At 54.5% G+C, this 24,165-nt stretch carries 21 protein-coding genes; 17 read left to right on the forward strand and 4 right to left on the reverse strand.

Going from position 1 to position 24,165, the window contains the following annotated elements; genetic code table 11:
- Window positions 1-89: 89 nt before the first annotated feature.
- From C8R21_RS02430 to C8R21_RS02475, 9 genes are all read left to right on the forward strand, one after another.
- Complete coding sequence (locus C8R21_RS02430; RefSeq protein WP_107761284.1) at window positions 90-2,957, forward strand: ribonucleoside-diphosphate reductase subunit alpha; 2,868 nt, start codon at window positions 90-92, stop codon at window positions 2,955-2,957.
- Window positions 2,958-2,986: 29 nt separating this feature from the next.
- A complete protein-coding gene (locus C8R21_RS02435) occupies window positions 2,987-4,216 on the forward strand; it encodes a ribonucleotide-diphosphate reductase subunit beta (protein WP_107761285.1) in 1,230 nt (409 codons plus the stop codon).
- 331 nt (window positions 4,217-4,547) lie between these two features.
- Complete coding sequence (locus tag C8R21_RS02440; RefSeq protein ID WP_107761286.1) at window positions 4,548-4,826, forward strand: hypothetical protein; 279 nt, start codon at window positions 4,548-4,550, stop codon at window positions 4,824-4,826.
- A gap of 270 nt (window positions 4,827-5,096) precedes the next feature.
- Window positions 5,097-6,497: a class II fumarate hydratase gene (fumC, locus tag C8R21_RS02445; RefSeq protein WP_107761287.1), complete on the forward strand. Its 1,401-nt coding sequence runs from the start codon at window positions 5,097-5,099 to the stop codon at window positions 6,495-6,497.
- Window positions 6,498-6,537: 40 nt separating this feature from the next.
- Window positions 6,538-7,770, forward strand: a complete 1,233-nt coding sequence (locus C8R21_RS02450) for a patatin-like phospholipase family protein (protein ID WP_107761288.1) — start codon at window positions 6,538-6,540, stop codon at window positions 7,768-7,770.
- A gap of 46 nt (window positions 7,771-7,816) precedes the next feature.
- Complete coding sequence (locus C8R21_RS02455; protein ID WP_107761289.1) at window positions 7,817-8,548, forward strand: TerC family protein; 732 nt, start codon at window positions 7,817-7,819, stop codon at window positions 8,546-8,548.
- 31 nt (window positions 8,549-8,579) lie between these two features.
- Window positions 8,580-9,005, forward strand: a complete 426-nt coding sequence (locus tag C8R21_RS02460; RefSeq protein WP_107761290.1) for a universal stress protein — start codon at window positions 8,580-8,582, stop codon at window positions 9,003-9,005.
- 55 nt (window positions 9,006-9,060) lie between these two features.
- Window positions 9,061-9,549, forward strand: coding sequence for a pilin (locus tag C8R21_RS02465; protein ID WP_107761291.1), 489 nt, complete (start codon window positions 9,061-9,063; stop codon window positions 9,547-9,549).
- A gap of 553 nt (window positions 9,550-10,102) precedes the next feature.
- Window positions 10,103-10,552: a hypothetical protein gene (locus tag C8R21_RS02475; protein WP_107761293.1), complete on the forward strand. Its 450-nt coding sequence runs from the start codon at window positions 10,103-10,105 to the stop codon at window positions 10,550-10,552.
- On the opposite strand, the gene C8R21_RS02480 is transcribed toward C8R21_RS02475, so the two are convergent.
- A complete protein-coding gene (locus tag C8R21_RS02480) occupies window positions 10,540-11,004 on the reverse strand; it encodes a sodium:proline symporter (protein ID WP_107761294.1) in 465 nt (154 codons plus the stop codon). The two genes, C8R21_RS02475 and C8R21_RS02480, sit on opposite strands and share 13 nt — an antisense overlap.
- Before the next feature lie 204 nt (window positions 11,005-11,208).
- On the opposite strand from C8R21_RS02480, the gene C8R21_RS02485 reads away from it, so the two are divergent.
- From C8R21_RS02485 to C8R21_RS02515, 7 genes are all read left to right on the forward strand, one after another.
- Complete coding sequence (locus tag C8R21_RS02485; protein WP_107761295.1) at window positions 11,209-11,769, forward strand: YqgE/AlgH family protein; 561 nt, start codon at window positions 11,209-11,211, stop codon at window positions 11,767-11,769.
- A 72-nt stretch (window positions 11,770-11,841) separates the two neighbouring features.
- A complete protein-coding gene (gene ruvX, locus C8R21_RS02490) occupies window positions 11,842-12,297 on the forward strand; it encodes a Holliday junction resolvase RuvX (protein ID WP_107761296.1) in 456 nt (151 codons plus the stop codon).
- Window positions 12,284-12,793 (forward strand): bifunctional pyr operon transcriptional regulator/uracil phosphoribosyltransferase PyrR, encoded by a 510-nt coding sequence (pyrR, locus tag C8R21_RS02495; protein WP_074975560.1) that lies wholly within the window; start codon window positions 12,284-12,286, stop codon window positions 12,791-12,793. Before ruvX ends, pyrR begins: the two co-directional genes overlap by 14 nt.
- Complete coding sequence (locus C8R21_RS02500; RefSeq protein WP_074975559.1) at window positions 12,786-13,736, forward strand: aspartate carbamoyltransferase catalytic subunit; 951 nt, start codon at window positions 12,786-12,788, stop codon at window positions 13,734-13,736. The genes pyrR and C8R21_RS02500 overlap by 8 nt, the downstream gene beginning before the upstream one ends.
- A 5-nt stretch (window positions 13,737-13,741) precedes the next feature.
- The gene (locus C8R21_RS02505; protein ID WP_107761297.1) at window positions 13,742-15,016 is read left to right on the forward strand and encodes a dihydroorotase; all 1,275 of its coding nucleotides are present in this window, start codon (window positions 13,742-13,744) and stop codon (window positions 15,014-15,016) included.
- Window positions 15,017-15,082: 66 nt separating this feature from the next.
- Window positions 15,083-17,191 carry a M3 family metallopeptidase gene (locus tag C8R21_RS02510; RefSeq protein WP_107761298.1) on the forward strand — a complete coding sequence of 703 codons (2,109 nt, stop codon included), beginning with the start codon at window positions 15,083-15,085 and terminating at the stop codon, window positions 17,189-17,191.
- 203 nt (window positions 17,192-17,394) lie between these two features.
- Window positions 17,395-17,961 (forward strand): cytochrome P460 family protein, encoded by a 567-nt coding sequence (locus C8R21_RS02515; protein WP_107761299.1) that lies wholly within the window; start codon window positions 17,395-17,397, stop codon window positions 17,959-17,961.
- 337 nt (window positions 17,962-18,298) lie between these two features.
- Here the strand turns inward: C8R21_RS02515 and secA are convergent, their stop codons facing one another.
- Both secA and C8R21_RS02530 read right to left on the reverse strand, forming a co-directional pair.
- On the reverse strand, window positions 18,299-21,049 hold the full coding sequence (gene secA / locus C8R21_RS02525; protein WP_107761301.1) for a preprotein translocase subunit SecA: 2,751 nt from the start codon (window positions 21,047-21,049) through the stop codon (window positions 18,299-18,301).
- Between the two features lie 90 nt (window positions 21,050-21,139).
- On the reverse strand, window positions 21,140-21,949 hold the full coding sequence (locus tag C8R21_RS02530; RefSeq protein ID WP_308811369.1) for a M23 family metallopeptidase: 810 nt from the start codon (window positions 21,947-21,949) through the stop codon (window positions 21,140-21,142).
- Between C8R21_RS02530 and C8R21_RS02535 the strand changes: the two genes are divergently transcribed.
- The gene (locus C8R21_RS02535) at window positions 21,933-22,535 is read left to right on the forward strand and encodes a DUF721 domain-containing protein (RefSeq protein ID WP_308811370.1); all 603 of its coding nucleotides are present in this window, start codon (window positions 21,933-21,935) and stop codon (window positions 22,533-22,535) included. The two genes, C8R21_RS02530 and C8R21_RS02535, sit on opposite strands and share 17 nt — an antisense overlap.
- 444 nt (window positions 22,536-22,979) lie before the next feature.
- On the opposite strand, the gene ftsZ is transcribed toward C8R21_RS02535, so the two are convergent.
- On the reverse strand, window positions 22,980-24,149 hold the full coding sequence (ftsZ, locus tag C8R21_RS02545) for a cell division protein FtsZ (RefSeq protein WP_107761304.1): 1,170 nt from the start codon (window positions 24,147-24,149) through the stop codon (window positions 22,980-22,982).
- Window positions 24,150-24,165: the final 16 nt, after the last annotated feature.

A 24,165-nucleotide genomic window follows, 5' to 3' on the forward strand; every position in this document is an offset into this window, starting at 1 on the left:
GGTTTTCCACAGCATTTCCACAGCACCCACAATATCAAGTTTTGCCCAGGGATTCGGCACATTTCCCTTACAAATGAGGAGCATCCAGCATGCAGCTTTCCACAGATCAAGCCCCCCGGCCGGCAATGGCAGGCTATGAGTTTTCTTCGAACCCTCCCGGCCATGATACGCGCTATTCCCAATACAAGATCATCCGTCGCAATGGCTCAGTAGCCGGATTCGAGCCAAACAAGATTTCCATTGCCATGACGAAAGCGTTTCTCGCCGTCGAGGGCAGCCAGGGTGCCGCTTCGGCCAGGGTACGCGAAGTGGTGGGGCGCCTGACCGAAGATGTAGTGAACGCCTTGATGCGCCGTCAGCCCTCAGGTGGAACTTTTCACATCGAGGATATCCAGGATCAGGTGGAACTCGCATTGATGCGCTCGGGCGAGCACGATGTAGCGCGGGCCTATGTGCTGTACCGCGAGGATCGCGCGCGCAAGCGGGCGCAACAAAAGGAGGCGGGGGCAACGGAGGGGACCGGCAGCGTCCTGAACGTACTCGAGGATGGGCGCACGGTTCCGCTCGATACCGCGAGGCTGCTGGCGCTGATCGAGTCCTGCTGCGAAGGTCTGGGTGAAGCGGTCGATCCTGCACTGATACTCAAAGCTACGCTCAAGGATTTATATGATGGAGTGCCGATGGAGGAAGTAAGGAAATCGGTAATCCTGTCAGCACGTGCGTTGCTGGAAAAAGAGCCGGCCTACAGCTACGTCACGGCACGATTGCTGCTGCACTCGCTCCGCTTCGAGGTGCTGGGCGAGGAAATCGTACAAAGGGAAATGGCTGAGCGCTATATGGAATATTTCCCGGCCTTCATAAAGCGCGGGATCGAGGCCGAACTGCTGGATGAGCGGCTGGCGCAGTTTGACCTGCCCCGGCTGGCAAAAACACTCGATGCGCACCGCGATCTTAAATTTGGCTATCTCGGTTTGCAAACCTTGTATGACCGTTATTTTCTGCATATACAGGAGAGCCGTATCGAGTTGCCGCAGGCATTTTTCATGCGGGTGGCAATGGGGCTTGCATTGAACGAAATCGACCGCGAAGCACGGGCGATAGAGTTCTACCATGTGCTGTCGAACTTCGATTTCATGAGTTCCACGCCTACCCTGTTTAATTCCGGCACACGTCGCTCGCAACTGTCTTCGTGCTATCTCACGACAGTGCCGGACGACCTGGATGGTATTTACGAAGCAATCAAGGAAAACGCGCTGCTTGCCAAGTATGCCGGGGGACTGGGCAACGATTGGACGCGTGTGCGGGCAATGGGCTCGCATATCAAGGGCACCAACGGCAAATCCCAGGGCGTAGTCCCCTTTCTCAAGGTGGTATCCGACACGGCCGTGGCGGTAAACCAGGGCGGCAAACGCAAGGGCGCCGTTTGTGCCTACCTCGAATCCTGGCATCTGGACATCGAGGAGTTTCTCGAACTGCGCAAGAATACCGGGGACGATCGCCGGCGCACGCATGATATGAATACCGCCACATGGGTTCCCGATCTGTTCATGAAACGGGTAATGGAAGGGGGCGTATGGACGCTTTTTTCGCCTTCGGACGTTCCCGATCTGCATGAGAAGTATGGCAAGGCATTTGAGCAGGCTTATCTCGCCTATGAGGATAAAGTCGCACGCGGCGAACTCGGCCTGTACAAGACAATACCCGCGATGCAGTTATGGCGCAAAATGCTGAGCATGCTGTTTGAAACCGGGCATCCATGGATCACCTTCAAGGATGCCTGCAATATCCGCTCGCCGCAAAACCATATCGGCGTGGTGCACAGTTCCAATCTCTGCACTGAAATAACACTGAATACCAATGATCAGGAAATCGCGGTGTGCAACCTCGGCTCGATCAATCTGGCAGCCCATATCGATGATGCCGGCAAGCTTGACGGCAACAAACTCAAGCGTACTGTCAGCCTCGCCATGCGCATGCTGGACAATGTAATCGATATCAATTTCTATGCCGTTGCCAAGGCACGCAACTCCAATCTCAGGCATCGGCCTGTCGGGCTGGGTATCATGGGTTTCCAGGATTGTCTGCACAGGATGCGCATTCCCTACGCTTCGGATGAAGCAGTGGAATTTGCGGACCATACCATGGAAGCGATCGCCTACCATGCCTACTGGGCCTCGACTGAACTGGCCGAAGAGCGGGGACGTTATGCTTCCTATCGCGGCAGTCTGTGGGATCGCGGCATTCTGCCTCAGGATACGCTCGACCTGCTGCAGGAAGAACGCGGCGGATACATCGAGGCGGACAGGTCGTCGACGCTGGACTGGGAAGCGCTGCGCGAACGCATCAGAAACCATGGCATGCGTAACTCCAACTGCCTGGCAATAGCGCCCACCGCGACCATTTCGAACATTGTCGGCGTTTCAGCCAGCATCGAGCCCACCTTCAAGAATCTTTACGTCAAATCCAATTTGTCGGGAGAATTCACCATTGCCAACCAATATCTGGTAAGCGACCTGAAAAAACTTGGGCTATGGGACGAGGTCATGATTTCTGATATCAAGTATTTCGATGGAGCCCTGGGCAAGATAGACCGTGTACCCACCGATCTCCGCAGGCTTTATGCCACTGCCTTCGAGGTAGAACCCCAGTGGTTGATCGAAGCGGCAGCGCGCAGGCAGAAATGGATAGATCAGTCCCAGTCGCTGAATATCTATATTGCGAGCGTCTCCGGCAAAAAGCTGGATGAAACCTACAAACTGGCCTGGTTGCGTGGCTTGAAGACGACTTACTATCTGCGCTCGCTCGGAGCAACGTCAGCAGAAAAATCTACAGTCCAGGCCGGTTCTTTGAATGCAGTGTCCGCGGAAGGAAACATGCCAGCCATGAGTGCGGCAGCGCCGGCGACAGATGTGTCGTTCTGTTCCATCGATGACCCGGAATGTGAATCATGCCAATAACAATTAAAATGTAATATTAGGAGAAAGATATGTTGATATTCGAGGATGAAATCATGCCATCGACGCCGCGGAGAAACGGCGATCCGGGATCGCTTGCCGGAGGAGCCGGGGTGGGCCCTGAAGCAGCGAGCCACCTTGCCGACACGAACGGGACCGAGACAGAAGGTAGCGTGAGCGATGTCGCAGGAGTGCGTGCAGGGAATGGCACAGCGGAAAAGGACTCTTCCGCAGAGGACATGCATCGGCGCGTGTCGGTGGAAGACAAGCGCATCATCAATTGCAAGGCGGATGTCAACCAGCTGGTGCCTTTCAAGTACAAGTGGGCGTGGGAGAAATATCTGGCGGCCTGTGCCAACCATTGGATGCCTCAGGAAATCAACATGAGCCGCGATATCGCCCTTTGGAAAGATCCGAACGGACTGACCGAGGATGAGCGGCGGATAGTCAAGCGCAACCTTGGCTTCTTCGTTACCGCGGATTCGCTCGCCGCCAATAACATCGTACTCGGCACCTACCGGCACATCACCAATCCGGAATGCCGCCAGTACCTGTTGCGGCAGGCATTTGAAGAAGCGATTCATACGCATGCCTATCAGTACATCGTCGAATCGCTGGGACTGGACGAAGGCGAGATTTTCAACGCCTATCACGAAGTGAAATCCATCCGCGAGAAGGATGAATTTCTGATTCCCTTTATCGATACGCTAACTGATCCGGCATTCAGGACGGGCACGCTCGAAGCGGATCAGAAACTGCTGAAAAGCCTGATCGTATTCGCCTGCATCATGGAAGGCCTGTTCTTTTATGTAGGTTTCATACAGGTCCTGGCGCTGGGAAGGCAGAATAAGATGACGGGCTCAGCCGAGCAGTATCAATACATCCTGCGGGATGAATCCATGCACTGCAATTTCGGCATCGATGTCGTGAATCAGATCAAAATGGAAGACCCGCATTTGTGGACCAAGGAATTTCGCAGCGAAATCAGTGCGCTGATGCAAAAAGCGGTGGAACTGGAATACCGTTATGCCGAGGACACCATGCCGCGTGGCGTTCTGGGGTTGAACGCACCCATGTTCAAGGAATACCTGCGCTATATCGCCAACCGCCGCTGCCAGCAGATTGGCCTGGACATTCTCTATCCGGGAGCCAGCAATCCCTTCCCCTGGATGTCTGAAATGATCGACCTGAAAAAGGAAAAGAATTTTTTTGAAACACGCGTTACCGAGTATCAAACGGGCGGGGTGTTGAACTGGGACTGAACACCTAGAATAATAGGGAGGGGAGCAGGCGCGTCACGAAGGGCCTGCCTGCCCTACCCCCGCTGAAAACAACTCTTCGCATTTCGGGTTTTAGCGTCGCCTGGTAGCAAGCCTCAACCCCGAGGGCTGATCGTCTGCCACATCGCATCCCCGGTTTCCCGCAATCCCCCATAGGAAATGTTTGCCCGCCTGTTTGCCAGCACTTAAGGCCTGCGCGCGAGGATGCGTGCCATCAATACGTTTTCCATACACTGATTATTTGCGCTGGTAAAATTTTAAGGACGAGGTTAACATTGACTTTCATTCGAATCTCTATCTGATGGAGGTGGCAATGGCTCGTACAATTCCACAAGGGTCCCGCGACTACGACACCACGCGCATTGTTGAACGGCCCGATGGTTTTTATTGGCATGACGAAAAAGAGGGTGACAGGGTATTCGGTCCCTTCCCCACCTTACTTGAAGCCATCCAGGATATGGAGTACAACGCCGACTCGGACTATGAACCGGGAGAAACCCTGGAGCAGGCAGAGGACGAGATTGGCATATCCGACTGGATCGATCCTGAAACCGGCCAACCCGGCGAAGGGCCCTTCCGGCTCGAAAACTGATCAGTACATAATTGATCTGGCACGTCTCATCGCATTATGTCCAAGCGATTTGACGTGCTCTTCTTCAGAATAAGTACGAATAAACCTTCGCTGACTCAGTTTTCAATCTTTGCAGCAACACCCGCTGAATCTCAGTGCGCCTGTGTCAAACATACGGCCTCTCCGCAGTCTCCCTTCCTGACTGCTTTTATTTCCTGCCATGAGCTGGTGAATACGTGCGCTCAGGTATTTCTTATATGCCCGCCTGTCTTTCCTTGATCCAAGGCTGATATGAATTACCGTGATGAACGGGATACGATGGGCTCAGTACAGGTGCCTGCGCATGCGCTTTGGGGCGCGCAGACCCAGCGTTCCTTGCAGAATTTCAGAATTTCTGGCGAGCGCATGCCGCCTGCGCTGCTTCACGCGCTGGCACTGGTGAAGCGTGCGGCGGCTGCCGTAAATCGTGATCTGGGTGTCCTGGATGACGAGCGTGCTACTGCCATCATCCAGGCTGCGGATGAGGTGGTCGCAGGTAATCATGATGCGGAATTTCCGCTGGTCGTATGGCAGACCGGTTCCGGAACCCAGACCAACATGAATATGAACGAAGTGCTGGCAAACCGCGCTTCTGAACTGCTGGGGGGCGGAAGAGGGCCGGATTGCAGGATTCATCCCAACGACGATGTAAACAAGGGGCAGTCATCCAATGATGTGTTTCCCTCTGCCATGCATGTGGCAGCCGCCCGCTCCCTCCATCATCAGTTGAAGCCTGCCATTGCCGCGTTGCGGCATACGCTGGCCACTAAGGCGGAAGCATTTTCAGGCATTGTCAAAATCGGTCGCACCCATTTGCAGGATGCTACTCCCCTCACCTTGGGGCAGGAATTCTCGGGCTATGTTTCTCAACTCGACCACGGGCTGGAGCACATCGAGACAGCGCTTCCCCATATATATGAACTGGCCCTGGGAGGGACAGCGGTTGGCACCGGGCTGAACGCTCATCCTGAGTTTGCGGTGCGGGTCGCAGCGGAATTGGCAAGATTGACCGGCTTGCCGTTTGTGACAGCTCCCAACAAGTTCGAGGCCCTCGCTGCCAATGATGCGCTCGTCCATGCCCACGGTGCGCTCAAGACCCTGGCAGCCTCGCTCATGAAAATCGCCAATGATATCCGCTGGCTTGCATCGGGTCCGCGCTGCGGAATCGGCGAACTGAAAATTCCCGAAAATGAGCCGGGCAGCTCCATCATGCCCGGCAAAGTCAATCCGACCCAGTCAGAAGCGCTTACCATGCTGTGCTGCCAGGTGATGGGCAATGATGTCGCCATCAATATGGGCGGCGCAATGGGGAACTTCGAGCTCAACGTCATGAAACCGCTTATCATCCATAATTTCCTGCAGAGCGTGCGCCTGCTGGGGGATGGTATGATAAGCTTCAACGAGCACTGCGCGACCGGAATCACCGCAAACATCGATCGCATAGACGAATTGCTGCGCAAATCCCTGATGCTGGTAACTGCACTCGCACCTCACATCGGCTACGACAAGGCAGCTGAAATCGCGAAGAAGGCGCATCGCGAAGGCACTACGCTGGAACAGGCAGCCGTTGCAACCGGCTACATTACCCTCGATCAATTCCGGGATTGGGTAAGACCGGAAGACATGATTCACCCACAATGCTCCTCGGGTTGAATAAATGCTGCTGCTCCCGTGGCCTCTGCCATTCCGGTGAATGAGCTTGCTCCCGTCATCCTCACGGGCGCCGAAGGTAGGCCTTGTCCTGACTGGGGGAGGCGCGCGCGCGGCCTATCAGGTAGGCGTTCTGCAGGCTATCGCCACGATGCTGCCGAAGAGAACGCGCAACCCCTTCCCCGTGATTTGCGGCACGTCCGCCGGCGCATTCAATGCCGCGGTTCTCGCTATCTCCGCCCGCAACTTTCATGAGGGTGTACAACGACTGTCAGCGGTATGGGAAAACGCGCAAGTCAACCAGGCCTACCGGACAGACCCTCTCGGCGTATACGGAAATGCATTACGCTGGCTCGCATCTCTCTTGTTTGCCAGCTTGGGAAAGCAGGGTGCGACCTCGCTGCTCGACAACTCGCCGCTTGCGCAACTGCTGAAAAACAGCCTGCCGCTTCAAGGCATTCAGAAGAGTATCGACACAGGCGCCTTGCACGCGCTCGGTATTACCGCCTGGGGCTATACCAGTGGACAATCAGTTACCTTCTATCAGGGTGCGGACAGTATACGGTCGTGGAAGCGGGAACGCCGTATCGGTGTCGCTGTACCTATCGAAATTGAGCACCTGCTGGCCTCTTCCGCCATTCCACTTCTTTTTCCGGCCGTACGGCTCAACCGCGAATACTTTGGAGACGGTTCAATGCGCCAGCTTGCGCCGTTGAGTCCTGCGCTGCATCTCGGGGCGGACCGCGTGCTGGTGATTGGCGTGCGCAAGATAGAGGAAACGCAGCCTGAGCGTGTCAAGGTAGAAAGCTATCCCACGCTCGCGCAGATCGGTGGCCATATCATGAGCAGTATTTTTCTCGACAACCTTTATGTCGATCTGGAACGGTTGCAGCGCATCAACCGGACCTTACGCATGATTCCTGAAGAAAACATGAAAAATCACGACATGCCGCTGCGCCAGATTCAGCACATGGTCATTTCCCCCAGTGTCGAATTCACTGAAATTGCGCAGCATCACGCTGCCACCCTGCCGCATACCATCCGGCTTTTTTACCGGGCCATCGGCGCAATGAGACGCGATGGCTCGTCTCTCCTGAGCTATGTTCTGTTTGAAGAACCCTTCTGTCGCGCCCTCATCGATCTCGGCTATCAGGATACACTGCCGCGCAAAGCCGAACTCTTGCGGTTCCTCAATGCAGCGCCAATCAATGGACCGATACAAGCAGATTTATCCGACACTGGTATAATCCGCAATCCAGTTCCGGGGACAGGCTGAACGCCCTGGTCGCTTCACCTGATTCCCTATTTTTCAGAGACTTCTTATGGACCTTGCCAGTCCGCAATTCTGGATTGCCGTACTCCAGATTATCGCCATTGATATCATTCTGGGAGGCGATAATGCCGTGGTTATCGCGCTTGCATGCCGGCGACTTCCCGAAAAGCAGCGAAATCTCGGTATTTTCTGGGGAGTGTTCGGCGCCATTGTGCTGCGGGTCGTGCTGATCTACTTCGCTTTCACCTTGATGGCAATTCCATTCCTGAAAATCGTGGCGGCACTGCTGCTATTATGGATCGGCATCAAGTTGCTCCAACCCGAGCCGGAAGGGAACGGACATGAGATCAGCGCAAGCGCAACTCTGCTGGGCGCGATTAAAACCATCATTATCGCCGACGCCATGATGAGCCTGGATAATGTGATTGCCATTGCCGGAGCCGCCAGGGACAGTGTCGTTCTGGTGGTCTTTGGCCTGGTGGTGAGTGTGCCCATCATCGTTTGGGGCAGCAAGCTGGTAATGAGACTCATGGAAAAATTTCCCGTCACTATCTTCATCGGTGCGGGCCTGCTTGGCTGGATCGCGGGACACATGAGCGTTACCGACGCGGTCAGCAGGGAATGGGTAGATAACAATGCGGCTTTTCTGCACTGGGTTGCGCCCGCCGGCGGCGCTCTGCTGATCGTGGTCATCGGTAAATGGCTTGGGAACAGGACGGGGGCAAGAAGAGCCGCGATTGTCGACCTGATGGACGACATAAACGACAAACCGCGCTCGTAGCGGCAATTTAACTGCTGATGGGAGAGAAAACATGCTGAAACTCTTGTTGCCGGTAGATGGCTCAGGCGCATCGGACAACGCAGTCGGGCAGTTCATCAAGCTGGTTCCCTCATACAGGGAAATGCCGGAAGTACATTTGTTGAACGTACAGTTCCCACTGCGCGGCAACGTGCCGATGTTCATAGACAAGAAGAGCATAGATCTGTATTACCAGGAGGAAGGCGCGAAAGAGCTGTCATCCGCACGGGCTTTGCTTGATCAGGCCGGTATCAGTTATCGGTTCCACGTCTCTTCTGGAAACCCGCCGAACATCATTCTGCGCTATGCGGAAGAAATGAATTTCGATCAGATCGTGCTTGGCCCGCGTGGACTTGGAACGGTGAAAGGAATATTGCTGGGTTCGGTTGCGAGCAGAATCATACAGCTTTCGAAGATTCCGGTGCTCCTGATCAAATAGGAATGGCAGATATCAGGGGATGTAATGCGTTTAACCAAGAAGGAGCTTTTTTAGAATGAAGCAGGATCAGAAGGGTTTAACCTTGATCGAGTCAATGATGGTAATTGCCCTCATTGGCATTCTGGCGACGATCGCTATCCCGCCTGCATTTCGGCTCTATGAGGATTCCCAGGCCCGCGAACAGGTAACCGAAGCGGTCGATCTTCTCGACAGCGTTAAATCTCCTGTTGCCACGTTCTATTCGGATAAGGGAAAATGGCCTACCCCCGAGGAGTTCGACAATCTGGTGCCCACACGGACCGGAAAGTATGTTGAGAGCCTTACACCGGAATCCCGGGAAAAAGGTTTTGAGGTAATAGCAAAATTCAAGAGTACCGGAGTGAGTCCGGGTCTGGTGATGGGAGGATCCGGTAGAACACTGGTTCTGGCGACAACAAACGGCAAGGAATGGTTCTGCAATGATAATACCGATCCTGCCTCCGGGGTGCCCGACCTTGTCCCGGGTACTGTCCTGCCCCAGCATCGACCCTCATCCTGCAAATAGGAGAGACCCGAAAAAGAGGATTTGCGGTCCGCCGCGGCCCTTTCCCTTCTGCCGCTTCGGCCGCTTCGCCACCCATCACGGGTTATAAGCCTGGTCCAATAGTTCGTGAGAAGGTTGATTTGCTCCCAGTTACAGGTCCTTTATCCTTTACATCCTGAAATTACGCTGCAAGGGCGCTTCGACCGCCAGCAGATGAATAGTGCTTCCCTGTCAAATTCAGCCTTCGTTAATCTTTCCAGATCCAGGGATTCACGGGAGCTTTCATCTGTGACATCCGGCCGGATTGTCGGTTATCCAGAAGAACAGGCAAAGCTGCTGCCGGAAAATCGTGTCATGGAGCATTGACCCCCATCTTCCAAAGCATATAATCGTCGAATAGTCGTGCTCTATTTTAGGGCAGAGCCATACTTTTTCCGGGCTCACTACGCTTCCCCCTCTCTGAGCACTGGCATATCCGGCCAGGCTCGCTCCCGGAACCCGGAAGAAAAAGAAAAAAGGTGATACACCCCACGTTTTGGTACGTTCTATAGCAACAAGATAACCGGAAAAATACATGAACGAATTTAGCGATCAAATATCAGCATACTTTACTCACGTACCCATGTGGCCCCTGGTTTTGCTGGGCGCGGGAATTGTAGTGGCCGGTATTTATGAAATGTTCACCCGCAAACGGCGGACGGAGGCTGCTGAAGAATTCCGCTCGGCCATTTTATCCACCCTCTCGGGCCTGTATCCCGAACCTACCAACTGGCCGAGAAGTATCGATACTTATCTGCGGGCACGCTTGCCGGTCATGCATGAAATCATCGAGGACTTTAGATCGAGTGTGCGGCAGCAGGATATCCCGGCGTATAACAGGGATTGGGATAATTACTATGAATTCTGCCGCAATGAGATTACCGATGACAAATGTATTGCCGCGGAAACGAACCCGGGCAGGGAATCAGACCCGAAAAAAACTTTTCACCAGCTTGTCTCAAACCTTTTGCGTTATGCGGAATGAGGCCTGGACAATAATTTGTAAGGCACGGCCAGCGAGATTCCGAATACGATATGGGTAGCGAGGGTGATCCAGTCCCGTGCTACGGAGAACCAGGGAAAAATCAGGGTCATTCCGTACATATTCGTTGCATAGATGATCAACCCGAAGACAGCGCCTGCCAGCATGGAAGCCACCATGCCAGGACGGGAAATGAGGGGCGCCAGAATCAGGCCATACGCAATGGAAAGCATGAAATGAATAAAGGTTGCGACGAGCATGACTCTCCACTCGAATGTGGCGGGCGGCGGGAGGACATCAGGACCCATTAGCATTGCCGCAGTCAGCCGCGCATCCCGGTAAAAAATGGAGGGGAGTGCATCAGTGAATACCCACCACAGAACAAGCTGAGCGCCGGTGGCAATGACACCAGCAATGATTCCAGCAGCAACTGCCGCGACAGGATTGATAGGCATTTACGGTAGGGAGAAAAGGTTCTTCACAGTTTCACCACTGAAAAACGTATTCGTTCTACAATGATAGTAAAGTTCCGAAAACCTTACCCTACAAGTTCGGGGGCCGGATGGTCCTTTTACGGGTGAGCATGAAACGGACAGGCAGCCGCCAGCCCACTCCGGAACCCAATCCCACGAGATGGTAATCGCATAATCATTCACCTCATGCAAAGTGTCGACCTGACCCATCATTTCCTCATCGCCATGCCGGCCATGACAGATCCCTTCTTTGCGAAGACGCTGACCTATATCTGCGAGCATAGTGACCAGGGCGCACTGGGCCTGGTGGTGAACCGCCCGATCGATCTCACCTTGAAGGACCTGTTGGATCAGCTTGATATTTCTTCCGATGACCAATTGACGCGAAGATTTCCAATCATGTTCGGCGGTCCGATACAACTCGATCGTGGCTTCGTCCTCCACCAACCCGTGGGTGAATGGCAATCGACCATGGCAGTGAATGACGATGTAGGGCTTACCACCTCCCTCGATATTTTACGGGCGATAGCAAACGGCGAGAGTCCCAGGCAACTCCTGGTCGCGCTAGGCTATTCCGGCTGGGCGCCGGGCCAGATAGAGCACGAATTATCGCAGAATGCCTGGCTGACGGTGCCTGCATCCCCCGCCATCATTTTTGAGTTACCTGCAGAAGAACGTTTGACAGCTGCGATGCAGTTGCTTGGAGTGGACTTTTCGAGCCTGTCGGATGAAGTGGGTCATGCCTGAAAGTATCGCCCATTCAACGAAGGAGCAATACTTCAGCCATTACAGGCAGAGCTGACGGATCAGATACCCGATATGGAGGAAGCTGAAAAAGCGAGTCAGCCGCGCGCCGGCACGGCGTTGGCTTTCGATTTCGGCGAAAAACGGATCGGCGTCGCGATCGGGAATCTGGAATTGGGATTGGCTCATCCTCTTGTTACCATATCCAACGAGAATAAGGAGGAATGCTTGAGAAGCATCGCCCGGTTAATCAAGGAGTGGGAGCCTGTTTTACTGGTGGTTGGACTGCCGGTTCATGCGGACGGTGCAGAGCACGAGCTTACCCGTCGAAGCCGCCGCTTCGCGCATCGCCTTCAGGCCAGCTTTGGCATTCGCACTGTCCTGGAAGATGAGCGTTATACCTCGATCAGCGCCAGTTCAGCACTGGACGAAGCGAGGGTCAGAGGCAGGAGACAGAAACAGGTGTTGGATCAGATCGCGGCTCAACTGATATTGCAATCTTATTTTGACCAACGAAATGCAATTACCTGAAGCGGAAGACCTGCTGGCTGTGCTGACTGCCCGGATCCGGCAAGGCATTTCCAGTGATACCGCAGTCGTGGGAATTCATACCGGCGGAGTATGGCTTGCGGAAAGGCTGCATAAGGATCTGCAACTGGCGCTCCCCCTGGGAGTGCTCGATGTCTCCTTCTACCGTGACGACTTTGGACAGATCGGCCTGCATCCCCAGATCAGACCTTCGGACATCCCGTTCAAAGTGGAAGGAAGCCACATCATTCTCGTGGATGATGTGCTTTATACAGGACGAACGATCCGGGCTGCCATCAACGAACTGTTCGATTATGGGCGGCCGGCAAGCATTCGCCTGGCTGCGCTGATAGACAGGGGCGGGAGAGAGCTTCCCATTGCTGCTCAATACATTGGCACGACCCTGGAGGTGCCCCCTGCAAAAATGCTGGCGCTGGAAAAAAAAGCGGATGGAAAGCTGGGCCTGAGCCTGTATGACAAGCACCAGGGCAATGAGTAACAATCCGCAGTTGAATAAAAATGGTCAACTGCAACACCTTCTGACTACCGAGGGGCTGCCTGCTTCCATTCTCCTGAATATTCTCGATACGGCCGAACCGTTCGTCGGGGTCACGGAACGTGACGTCAAGAAAGTGCCGTTGTTGCGCGGAAAATCCATATTCAACCTGTTCTTCGAACCCAGTACGCGTACACGCACGACCTTTGAAATTGCTGCAAAACGGTTGTCTGCCGATGTCATCAATCTCAACATTGCGGTGTCGTCCCAGTCCAAAGGAGAGACACTGCTGGACACGGTGAACAATCTTTCCGCCATGCATGCCGATATGTTCGTGGTGAGGCACGCTCAGAGCGGGGCTGCGCACCTCATTGCGCAGCATGTCCGCTCTGAAATTCACGTCATCAATGCCGGGGATGGACGGCACGCGCATCCCACGCAGGCGCTGCTTGACATGTTTACCATTCGTCGCTGCAAGCGCGACTTTCATAACCTGCGCGTCGCCATAGTGGGCGACATTCTTCATTCCCGGGTGGCCCGCTCGCAGATTCATGCGTTGACGACGCTCGGCGTACCGGAGGTACGCGTCATCGCACCCAAGACATTACTGCCCGCCAAGGTCGAACGTCTGGGGGTGCATGTTTATCATGATATGGCGAAAGGACTGAAGGACGTCGATGTGCTGATGATGCTTCGTCTGCAGAACGAACGCATGCTCAGCGCACGTCTTCCGAGCACTGAAGAATACTTCAAATATTACGGACTCACTCCCGAGAAACTGGCGCTGGCGAAGCCGGATGCAATCGTTCTGCATCCCGGACCCATGAACCGCGGGGTTGAAATCGATTCGGTCGTAGCCGATGGAAAGCAATCTGTAATCCTCCCCCAGGTAACATTCGGCATCGCAGTGCGCATGGCGGTAATGTCCATTCTGGCTGGAAGCTGAAGGCCATGAATATCGCCATCCGAAATGGTCGTGTCATTGACCCGAAAAACAGCTTCGATCGCGTAACGGATATTTACATCCGGTCCGGCAAAATCGCCTCTCTCGGCGCCGTCCCGCTAGGCTTTGAGGCACGCCGGGAAATAAACGCCCAAGGATTGATCGTGTGTCCCGGACTTGTGGACCTCTCGGCCCGGCTGCGGGAACCCGGCCTGGAATACAAGGCGACGCTTGAATCAGAAATGGGAGCTGCGGTGGCGGGAGGCGTTACAAGCCTGGCATGCCCCCCCGATACCGATCCTGTGCTGGACGAGCCCGGACTGGTGGAAATGCTGAAGTATCGCGCAAGGGGCCGCAATCAGACGCGTGTTTATCCCATTGGAGCGCTTACCCGTGGACTGAGAGGTGAATGGCTGACTGAGATGGCTGAACTGCACAGCGCGGGGTGTGTCGCATTCGGCCAGTCGGACAGGCCGCTTCCCAACAACCGGGTGCTCATGCAGGCGATGCAGTATGCATCCACCTTCGGGTTTTGCCTGTGGTTGCGTCCCCAGGATGTAAATCTCGCTGATGGCGGGGTTGCCCACGATGGGGAAGTGGCGACGCGCCTTGGCCTGGCCGCCATTCCCGTCTGCGCCGAAACTGTGGCCCTGTCCCACATCATCCTGATGGCAAAAGAAACGGGCGCCAGGGTGCACTTGTGCCGCATCTCCAGCGCGGAAGGTGTGGCCATGACACGCGCAGCCCGGAAGCAGGGGTTGCCGATTACCTGCGACGTGGCGGCCAATCATGTCCACCTGTCTGAAATGGATATTGGCTTCTTCGATTCCAACTGTCATCTGGTACCGCCGTTGAGAAGTCTGGGAGACCGCGACGCCTTGCGCGCAGGACTGCTGGATGGCACTATAGATGCCATATGCTCCGACCACGCCCCCGTGGACGAGGATGCAAAGCTGCTGCCCTTCGCAGAGGCGGAGGCCGGCGCAACCGGCCTTGAATTGCTGCTGCCGCTTACGCTGAAATGGGCGGCGGAAACGAAGCTGCCCCTGGTAGCCGCGTTATCGAGGATCACGGGAGAACCTGCCCGCATCCTTGGGGTGGAAGCCGGCCATCTTACGCCCGGCGGCGATGCCGATTTGTGTATTTTCGACCCTGATCATTACTGGATGATTGAAGCCTCGACCCTCAGAAGCCAGGGCAAGAACACGCCGTTCCTGGGCTGGGAGCTGCAAGGCAAGGTAAAGTATACGCTGATCAATGGAAACGTTGTTTACGCGGACTAGGCGCCGCAACAGGGACATGTATTTTCGAGTTCTCTTCTTTCAAACTGACTGACTGAATTTCCATCAATGAACCCTTTGCTCGATTTTTCCGGATTGCCGCGCTTTGCCGAGATTCGTACCGAACATATCACACCGGCTGTAAGTCAATTGCTGGGTGACAATCGTGCCCTCATTGGGCGAATACGGCAGGATACCGACTTGCCGACATGGGACAACTTCGTTCAACCCATGGCGGATGCCAACGAGCGGCTCTCCCGTGCATGGGGCCAGGTATCCCACTTGAACGCGGTGGTAAACACGCCGGAACTGCGCGAGGCTTATAATGCCAATCTGCCTCTTGTCACGCAGTATTATGCGGAGCTGGCCCAGGATCAGACGCTGTTCGAGAAATTCAAGGAATTGCGCGGCGGCAGGGAATTTGAAGGACTGAGCGCCGCTCGGCAAAAGGTCATCGAGAATGAGTTGCGGGACTTTCGCCTGGGCGGGGCAGAACTGCCTGCCGAGAAGAAAGCCCGCTTCCTCCAGATTCAGGAAGAGCTGTCAGCACTGGGCTCGCGCTTCAACGACAATCTCCTGGACGCCACCAACGCGTTTGTATTGCATGTGGAGGATGCCGGTGAGCTTTCCGGTATTCCTGATGATGTATTGCAAACAGCGAGAGAAGTTGCGGAAAGGGATAATGCGGCTGGCTGGAAGTTCACCTTGCACGCGCCTTCCTATCTGCCTCTTATGCAATACGCGGACAACCGGGAGTTGCGTGAAAAAATGTATCGCGCTTACTCCACTCGCGCCAGCGAACTGGACACAGCCGCCTCCCCATCCGGGGATACGGGCAATCTGGATAACACTCCACTCATTGCAGGAATACTTGAACTGCGCAAGGAGGAGGCACAGTTGCTTGGATTCGAATGCTATGCCGAAGTATCGCTGGCGACGAAGATGGCTTCGACTCCGGCGCAGGTGTTGGACTTTCTTGGCGAACTCGCCACCAAGGCTCGGCCGTATGCCGAACGCGACCTGAAGGAGTTGCGCCAGTTTGCGGCCGCCAAGCTGCAACTGGATACCCTCGAAGCATGGGATCTGGCATACGTCAGCGAAAAGCTGCGCCTCGAGCGTTATGCCTTCTCAGAACAGGAAGTAAAGCAATATTTTCCGGAAACGAGCGTGTTGCCGGGTATGTTTGGTCTGGTAGGGAATCTTTACGGCATCAACATCACTCCAGTGGAGGCAACCACGATTCAACTCTGGCATCCGGATGCCAAGCTGTTCAATATAGCCGACAGTGAGGGAAAGCTCATCGGCCGGTTCTACCTTGATCTCTATGCGCGACCAGGCAAGCGGGGTGGAGGCTGGATGGATGATGCGATCAGCCGCCGGTATGTCGGGGGTGTGGACAATCGGGAATACGCGGTTCAAGCGCCTGTCGCATACCTCAATTGTAATTTTTCCGGACCTGTTTCTCATGGGGAGAAAGTTCGCCCTGCCCTGTTCACTCATGATGAGGTCATTACCCTGTTTCATGAATTCGGACATGGCCTCCATCACCTGCTAACCCGGGTAGACGACCTCGGCGTATCTGGCATCCATGGCGTGGAATGGGATGCGGTGGAACTGCCCAGCCAGTTCATGGAAAACTTCTGCTGGGAATGGGAGGTAATCAGCAGGATGGCAAGGCATGTGGATACGGGCGCGTCCATGCCGCGTGAACTGTTCGACAAGATGCTGGCGGGGAAGAATTTCCAGAGCGGTCTGCAAATGCTCAGGCAGCTCGAGTTTGCATTGTTCGATATGCATTTGCATTTCGATTTCGACCCGTATGGCCAAAAAACCGCACAGCAACTGCTCGATGAAGTCCGCGAGCAGGTTGCCGTCATCATCCCTCCCGGATTCAACCGCTTTCCCAACAGTTTCTCGCATATTTTCGGGGGAGGCTATGCCGCCGGATATTACAGTTACAAATGGGCGGAAGTGTTGTCCGCGGATGCATACAGCATGTTCGAGGAAAATCCCGCGGGAACCGTTGTCAATTCTGAAACCGGATTACGCTTCTGGAAAGAAATTCTCGCAGTAGGTGGAAGCCGGCCGGCATTGGAATCTTTTATTGCATTTCGGGGACGCGAGCCAGAAATAAATGCGCTCCTGCGGCATAATGGCATGGCGCCAGCGCCTGCATGACACGCTTGAGAAAAAAAGGGCAATGAAGCTTAAATCAACCTCATCCTGCATGAATTCGGAATCCAGGAATATGGGGCTCATGCTTCCCCCTATACCGGTTGCAACCTGCGAATTGTGGGAAAACGACTCCAATTCAGCCCTTTGAACCCAAGAAAGTGAAAACCATAAGTAATTCAACGGCCTCGACTATAGGAGAAAACCAGATGAAAGGTGTGACACGGAAAGTCATTACGGCAGTGGTGCTGATAACAGCATTAGCGGGTTGCGCGCAAAAACCGCCCGCTCCGAAAGTGGAGGAGCAGGCGCAGAAATATAGTGACGGTGAACTGCCGCTGCCGGATAACTATAAAAGCTGGCCCAAGTTTCTATCCGAAGTACAGCGTCCGGACAATAAGCAAGTCCGGGAAATCTATATCAATCCCACCGGTCACGGGACCAAGATGGGGGAGGCCTTCCCTGATGGAACCATTACGGTGATGGAAATCTACAAGGCGGGCGAGGCGGCTGACGGAACGCCGCTCAAGGGACCGGATGGCAAGCTCGTCAAAGGGGAATTGCAGAAGATCGGCGTGATGGCGAAAGGAGCCGGTTGGGGTGAAAGGGCGCCAACGGACCTCAGGAATGGAGACTGGGTATATTCAATGTATATGGCGGACGGTAAAACAAAAGCGCCCGATGATCTCAATACCTGCCGCGGGTGTCACCTGCCTTTGAAAGACAAGGATTATATTTTCCGCTACGACGAGTATTTCCAGAAGCGGGCAAGCTGATGCTGCATCGACCTATTGAAACCGCACATTAAAGCTGCGTATTGAAACTGTTTCAAAAAGCAACCATTGAATCCTGCCGCCGAGCCGCCTCTCGGCGGCAAAACCAGGACCAGAGTTTCACTCAAGGCAATCTGATTACATCCTGCTATCCTGCTGAGCTTCGTTTCTGCCAGTTCCTTTTCTTTCCGGCCATCCCATTAGGCGAAGGGGTCGATGTCAACATCGGCCCCCTCAGCTTTATCGCCGGACGCCATAGACGTTACCGGGACGGGAATGTTCTTTGCGCTGCGCCATTACATCCCAAAATGGATGGAACTGCACAGGTAAACGGGATAGATTAATTCAGCTTGCCATGACACTGTTTATATTTCTTTCCTGAGCCGCAGGGACATGGGTCGTTACGTCCGATCTTTTCTCCCTGGCGGACGAACGGCTGATGTTTCTGCGGACGCTCCTGGACTCCCATATCTTCCCCACTCTCGGCACTCCCTTCTTCACCCAGGGCTTCTTCAAAAGCAGCGTGATGATACTGCACATTGACTGGCGCGTGGTGGGTTTCCGCCACGGCTTCCACCTGTTGCTCACTTCTGATCTGCACTGCCATGAGGGTCTTGGTGACTTCCGCCTTGATTTCTTCGAGCATGGATGTGAAGAGTTCAAAAGCTTCGCGCTTATATTCCTGCTTGGGATTTTTCTGCGCATATCCGCGCAAATGAATTCCCTGGCGCAGGTGATCCAGTGAGGCGAGATGCTCGCGCCAGTGAATGTCAAGGCTTTGCAGCATGACCGCGCGCTCGTACTGATGCATGATAGCCGCTCCCACCTGCTCCACCTTGCCGGAGTAGAGCGCATTCGCCGCCTCTATGATGCGCTGATGAAGGCTATCCTCATGTAAGTCCGGCTCCTTTTCCAGCCATTCCCTCAAGGGCAGGGGCAGGTAATACTCGGCGGCCAGCGCCTTCTCCAGTCCTGGAATGTCCCATTCCTCCTCGACACTTTGCGGCGGCACATGGAGTGCGATGAGATTGCGCAGCATGTCCGCCCGCATCGCAGTTGTCGTTTCGGTAATATCTTCCGACTCAAGCAGTTCATTGCGTTGCTGATAGATGACTTTGCGCTGATCATTGGCAACATCATCGTACTCCAGCAGTTGCTTGCGTATGTCGAAGTTGCGCGCCTCCACCTTGCGTTGCGCGTTCTCGATTGCGCGCGTCACCCAGGGGTGTTCAATGGCTTCTCCCTGCGGCATGTTGAGCCGCTGCATGATGCTTGCTACGCGGTCGGATGCAAAAATGCGCAACAGCGCATCCTCCAACGATAGATAAAACCGGCTGGAACCAGCATCTCCCTGACGGCCGGAACGGCCACGCAACTGGTTATCTACCCGACGCGATTCATGGCGTTCGGTGCCGATGATATGCAACCCTCCTTTTTCCAGCACTTCATCATGAAGGGTCTGCCACTGCTGTTGCAGTTCCGCAATCCGTTCTGTTTTCTCTGATTCGCTCAGAGTCTCATCGGAGCGGATGCGCTCGAATTCAGGTTCGGGATTGCCGCCCAGCACGATGTCCGTACCCCGGCCGGCCATGTTCGTGGCGATGGTGATCATTTTCGGACGACCCGCCTGGGCGACGATTTCCGCCTCTCGCGCGTGCTGCTTCGCGTTCAGCAGCTGATGCGGCAATTTCTCGCGGGTCAACAGGGAGGAAAGCAGTTCGTTGTTTTCAATCGAAGTGGTACCCACCAGAACAGGTTGACCTCTCTCCTGGCAATCCTTGATGTCCGCGATAATCGCCTGGTGCTTTTCGTCCATCGTGCGGAATACCTGGTCCATCCGATCGGCACGGATCATGGGACGGTGGGTCGGAATGATGACGGTTTCCAGCCCGTAAATCTGCTGGAATTCGTAAGCTTCGGTATCGGCAGTGCCGGTCATGCCTGCCAGTTTCTCGTACATCCGGAAATAATTCTGGAAGGTGATCGAGGCGAGCGTCTGATTCTCCTTCTGGATGGTAACACCTTCCTTTGCCTCCACCGCCTGATGCAAGCCTTCGGACCAACGCCTGCCTGACATGAGCCGTCCGGTAAACTCATCGACGATAACGACTTCGCCATTCTGAATTACGTAGTGCTGGTCCCGATGGAACAAGGCGTGTGCGCGCAGACCGGCATAAAGGTGGTGAACGAGACTGATATTCGCGGGATCGTACAGGCTTGTTCCGGGGGGAAGCAAACCGCTCTGGACCAACAGTTTTTCCGCGTGCTCGAACCCTGACTCGCTCAACAATACCTGCTGGGCTTTTTCATCTACGCTGAAATCCCCCGGACTGTCCTCGTTTTCCTGCCGGACCAGTTTGGGAATCAGCGTGTTCATGCGCACATAAACATCCGTGTTGCCTTCCGCCTGCCCGGAAATGATCAAAGGAGTACGTGCCTCGTCGATCAGGATGGAGTCGACCTCGTCGACAATGGCAAAATTGAGCAGGCGCTGTACCCGTTCGATCGAATGATTCACCATGTTGTCGCGCAGGTAATCGAATCCGTATTCGTTGTTGGTTCCATAGGTTATATCGGCCGCGTAGGCTGCCTGCTTGTCGCCATGATCCATCTGGGACAGAATCACTCCTACGTTGATCCCCAGGAATCGATAGATGCGCCCCATCCATTCGGCATCGCGCTTTGCCAGATAATCGTTCACGGTGACAAGGTGCACACCCTTGCCCGCCAAGGCATTGAGGTAAGCAGGCAAAGTTGCCATCAGTGTCTTGCCTTCACCTGTCCGCATTTCGGCAATCCTGCCGTCGTGAAGCACCATGCCGCCAATCAACTGCACATCGAAATGACGCATTCCGAGCACGCGCTTGCCTGCTTCGCGCACGACCGCAAATGCCTCCGGCAGCAGCATATCGAGATTGGCTCCTTCCCCGATGCGCTGCCTGAACTCTTCGGTCTTTCCACGCAACTCAGCATCGCTCAGCGCCGCAATCGTCGCTTCCAGCGCATTGATCGCCGCTACGGTCTGTGAATACTGTTTGATGAGCCTGTCGTTACGGCTCCCGAACACTTTTTTGAGCAGATTGTTGAGCATGAAAATTCTATTTCTATTAAGCGATCATCAAAAAAATAGGGGGTGAGGTTTTTTCGGCCTCACCCCCCACTGCAAAGTATTTATCCCGGCTCAACCCGGCATCTTCAGGAACCGGGACGGATTTTGCGGCGAGCCCCTATGCCTGACTTCAAAGTGAAGATGCGGACCGGTAGAGCGGCCTGTACTGCCCACTTCCGCAATCTTCTGTCCACGCACCACTACCTGGCCCACCTTCACCAAGCGCTTGGAGGCATGAGCATAGCGGCTGACAAAGTCATTGCCGTGGTCAACATCAATCATATTACCATACTCAGGATGATAATCGGAATACACCACCACGCCACCTGCCGCCGCGAGAACGGGCGATCCGGCAGGCATTATGAAGTCGATACCTTCATGAAAATGGCGCTTTCCGGAAAAAGGATCGATACGCAGGCCAAAACCGGAGGAGTACGCCTTTCCCTCTACCGGCATTGCCGATGGAAAAAACTTCTTCCTGAGCCTGTCCTGCATCAGCAATGAATCCAGGGCGTCGAGTTTGTCGGTGCGATCATCCAGCGTCCGTGCCAGCTCCTGTATCTGACTGTTGAATTCGGTAAATGAGATATCCTGTAATTGCTGTGTAGACAACGTACCTCCCTGCCCCGGATTCTGGTTGAACAGGTATTCCTGCGGCTTCATGCCGGCCAGCTCTGCCAGCCGCATGCCAACGGAATCGAGCCGCAGTAGCTGGGCCTGCATCTGGCCCATCTTGATCGCCATGGCGTTGAGACTGTCGCGCAGATAGGACTGGGTTTTCTGGTGCTCTTCCTGCTGTGCGCTTAAAACCAGGGATTTCAATGTGGGACTGTCGATCTTGTCTGCATATCGCAGGGATATATAGTTGAGTACCATCGCCATCAGCATGGAAGCAAAAAAGAACCCGGAAACCACGAGCGTAAGGTGTTTACCGGTTAAAGTCAGGGTTTTTGCTTTTGCCGAATTATTGGAAATTAGAATAATATTCATCTTCTCCCCTAATCATGATTCAGCCATGACTGCCCGCAAGATCGATTTCTACCTTGGGACCCTTAGGCTGACGCCTGAGCATCAGCGGTTATTCAATCACGCGGAAAAGTTAACCGAGATGCAAAGGGCATTTAAGAAAATTATGCTGCCCAACCTGGGCAAGCACTGCGCTTTAGGTGGCTTCTCTGAAGGAAGCCTGACAATTTGCGCGGATAACGGTGCGATTGCCGCAAAACTCAGGCACATGCTGCCATCATTATTATTAAAGCTTCAGGCAGCCGGGTACGAGGTTACTGCAATTCGGATTGCTGTGCAAGCAAATTACCGCGACATTCGCGGAAATGATTTCCCGGACAGAAAACGACAAATAGATAAAGAAGGCATCAAGAGCCTGAATGTCCTGGCTGCGGGTCTGGGAGATTCACCCTTGAAAACCGCGGTGGAGTCGCTGCTGGAAAAACAGCAAAGGAGACTCTGAAAGAAAAGGCGATGATGCCTTGTTCGATCCCTGTTTTTATCCCTATTTCCCTATTTTTATCCCTAGACCCGAACAAAACCCCGAACCGATCTAAGGGGAGCAAAATCGGAAAGGAACAAAGGCAGAAGGAAGGGTATCCAACCATCAGGGTGGAAATCAGCAAATCGCCGCACATGAACATGCGCTGCGCTGAATGCTACCCAGGCGAGGGAATACTCCATCGCAGGAAGTAACGGATCGCTCAGTTTGCTGAGACGACCTGCAAGAAAAAACTCCCAGCGATAACAGCCTGTTCCGCCCCTCTGCGCTTCTGAGCCTGAATCAAGGTAGATCAGAAGGCAAAAAATATTCAGCGCAGCCAATGCTGCTGATGAATCTCACCTCAGACCAGTCTCGCTCCAGACCGGATACAACCGGTAGCCGTTGCTCGATCAGCCTGCTTCCTCAGTCGGCCTGTTTTCTCAGGAATGCAGGGATATCCAGTAGGTCCACCCCTGACTGCTTCATCGCTTCGACGGCTGCATCCCGCTGCCTGTTCGTTCGGATCGAAGCAGGACCTTCCGAATCCTTCCAGTTCATGCTGTCGATACTATCCATGGGGGTGCGCGGGTGAACAACGCTCAAGGTCTTGGGCGGGACGCGATTTGCGCCTCCCAGGCCGACTCCGCCCAGACCGGTCGCCACCACGGTCACACGCAGATCATCATGCATGTCGTCGTCAATGACTGTCCCGACGATCACGGTAGCGTCTTCGGCGGTGAAGTCCTTGATCGTGTTCATTACATCATGTACTTCGCGCATCTTCATTGCGGCGTTGGCGGTGATATTTACCAGTACTCCACGGGCACCGGCAAGATTGATATCCTCCAGCAAGGGACTTGCAACTGCCTGCTCGGCTGCGGCCTGAGCGCGCTCGGGACCACAGGCAATCGCCGAACCCATCATTGCCATACCCATTTCGGACATCACCGTTTTCACATCGGCGAAATCGACATTGACGAGTCCCGGGCAATTGATCACTTCGGCGATACCGGCGACGGCGCTATACAATACGTTGTTGGCTGCCTTGAATGCATCCAGCATGCTGACGTCTTCTCCCAGCACCGCCATCAGCTTGTCATTCGGAATCACAATCAGTGAATCAACGTATTGCGCAAGCGCTTCCAGTCCTGCCTGGGCCGCTCTCACGCGCCTGCCTTCAAATACAAAAGGTTTCGTGACCACGGCGACGGTCAGAATTCCCATTTCCCTTGCAACCTGAGCCACTACCGGCGCAGCACCTGTTCCAGTTCCGCCGCCCATGCCAGCAGTGATGAATAGCATGTCCGCTCCTTCAATCAGCTCGGCAATGCGGTCGCGGTCCTCAAGTGCGGCATGCCGTCCAATCTCTGGATCCGCCCCCGCCCCCAATCCCTTGGTGATCGTCGACCCCAATTGCACCAGGGTACGCGCCTGATTGCGCTTCAACGCCTGCGAATCGGTATTGGCGCAAATAAAGTCGACGCCTTGCACACCGTTTTCCATCATGTGATCTACGGCATTACCACCGCACCCGCCAACGCCGATGACCTTGATAACAGCTTCCTGTGTTTGTGTATCCATGATTTGGAACATCACGCACCTCCCTTTT

Origin of the sequence: Nitrosospira multiformis (genome assembly GCF_003050865.1) — a bacterium.
Classification (GTDB): domain Bacteria; phylum Pseudomonadota; class Gammaproteobacteria; order Burkholderiales; family Nitrosomonadaceae; genus Nitrosospira; species Nitrosospira multiformis_E.

Bases quoted from the DNA above. Each gene is read 5' to 3' on its own strand.
- C8R21_RS02480 (WP_107761294.1), bottom strand. From the start codon at position 11,004: ATGCCTATCAATCCTGTCGCGGCAGTTGCTGCTGGAATCATTGCTGGT.
- C8R21_RS02500 (WP_074975559.1), top strand. From the start codon at position 12,786: ATGAGTAACAATCCGCAGTTGAATAAAAATGGTCAACTGCAACACCTT.
- C8R21_RS02430 (WP_107761284.1), top strand. From the start codon at position 90: ATGCAGCTTTCCACAGATCAAGCCCCCCGGCCGGCAATGGCAGGCTAT.
- C8R21_RS02515 (WP_107761299.1), top strand. From the start codon at position 17,395: ATGAAAGGTGTGACACGGAAAGTCATTACGGCAGTGGTGCTGATAACA.
- pyrR (WP_074975560.1), top strand. From the start codon at position 12,284: ATGCAATTACCTGAAGCGGAAGACCTGCTGGCTGTGCTGACTGCCCGG.
- C8R21_RS02450 (WP_107761288.1), top strand. From the start codon at position 6,538: ATGAGCTTGCTCCCGTCATCCTCACGGGCGCCGAAGGTAGGCCTTGTC.
- C8R21_RS02440 (WP_107761286.1), top strand. From the start codon at position 4,548: ATGGCTCGTACAATTCCACAAGGGTCCCGCGACTACGACACCACGCGC.
- C8R21_RS02455 (WP_107761289.1), top strand. From the start codon at position 7,817: ATGGACCTTGCCAGTCCGCAATTCTGGATTGCCGTACTCCAGATTATC.
- C8R21_RS02435 (WP_107761285.1), top strand. From the start codon at position 2,987: ATGTTGATATTCGAGGATGAAATCATGCCATCGACGCCGCGGAGAAAC.
- ruvX (WP_107761296.1), top strand. From the start codon at position 11,842: ATGGAGGAAGCTGAAAAAGCGAGTCAGCCGCGCGCCGGCACGGCGTTG.
- ftsZ (WP_107761304.1), bottom strand. From the start codon at position 24,149: ATGTTCCAAATCATGGATACACAAACACAGGAAGCTGTTATCAAGGTC.
- fumC (WP_107761287.1), top strand. From the start codon at position 5,097: ATGAATTACCGTGATGAACGGGATACGATGGGCTCAGTACAGGTGCCT.
- C8R21_RS02505 (WP_107761297.1), top strand. From the start codon at position 13,742: ATGAATATCGCCATCCGAAATGGTCGTGTCATTGACCCGAAAAACAGC.
- C8R21_RS02460 (WP_107761290.1), top strand. From the start codon at position 8,580: ATGCTGAAACTCTTGTTGCCGGTAGATGGCTCAGGCGCATCGGACAAC.
- C8R21_RS02510 (WP_107761298.1), top strand. From the start codon at position 15,083: ATGAACCCTTTGCTCGATTTTTCCGGATTGCCGCGCTTTGCCGAGATT.
- C8R21_RS02485 (WP_107761295.1), top strand. From the start codon at position 11,209: ATGCAAAGTGTCGACCTGACCCATCATTTCCTCATCGCCATGCCGGCC.
- C8R21_RS02465 (WP_107761291.1), top strand. From the start codon at position 9,061: ATGAAGCAGGATCAGAAGGGTTTAACCTTGATCGAGTCAATGATGGTA.
- C8R21_RS02475 (WP_107761293.1), top strand. From the start codon at position 10,103: ATGAACGAATTTAGCGATCAAATATCAGCATACTTTACTCACGTACCC.
- secA (WP_107761301.1), bottom strand. From the start codon at position 21,049: ATGCTCAACAATCTGCTCAAAAAAGTGTTCGGGAGCCGTAACGACAGG.
- C8R21_RS02530 (WP_308811369.1), bottom strand. From the start codon at position 21,949: ATGGCGATGGTACTCAACTATATATCCCTGCGATATGCAGACAAGATC.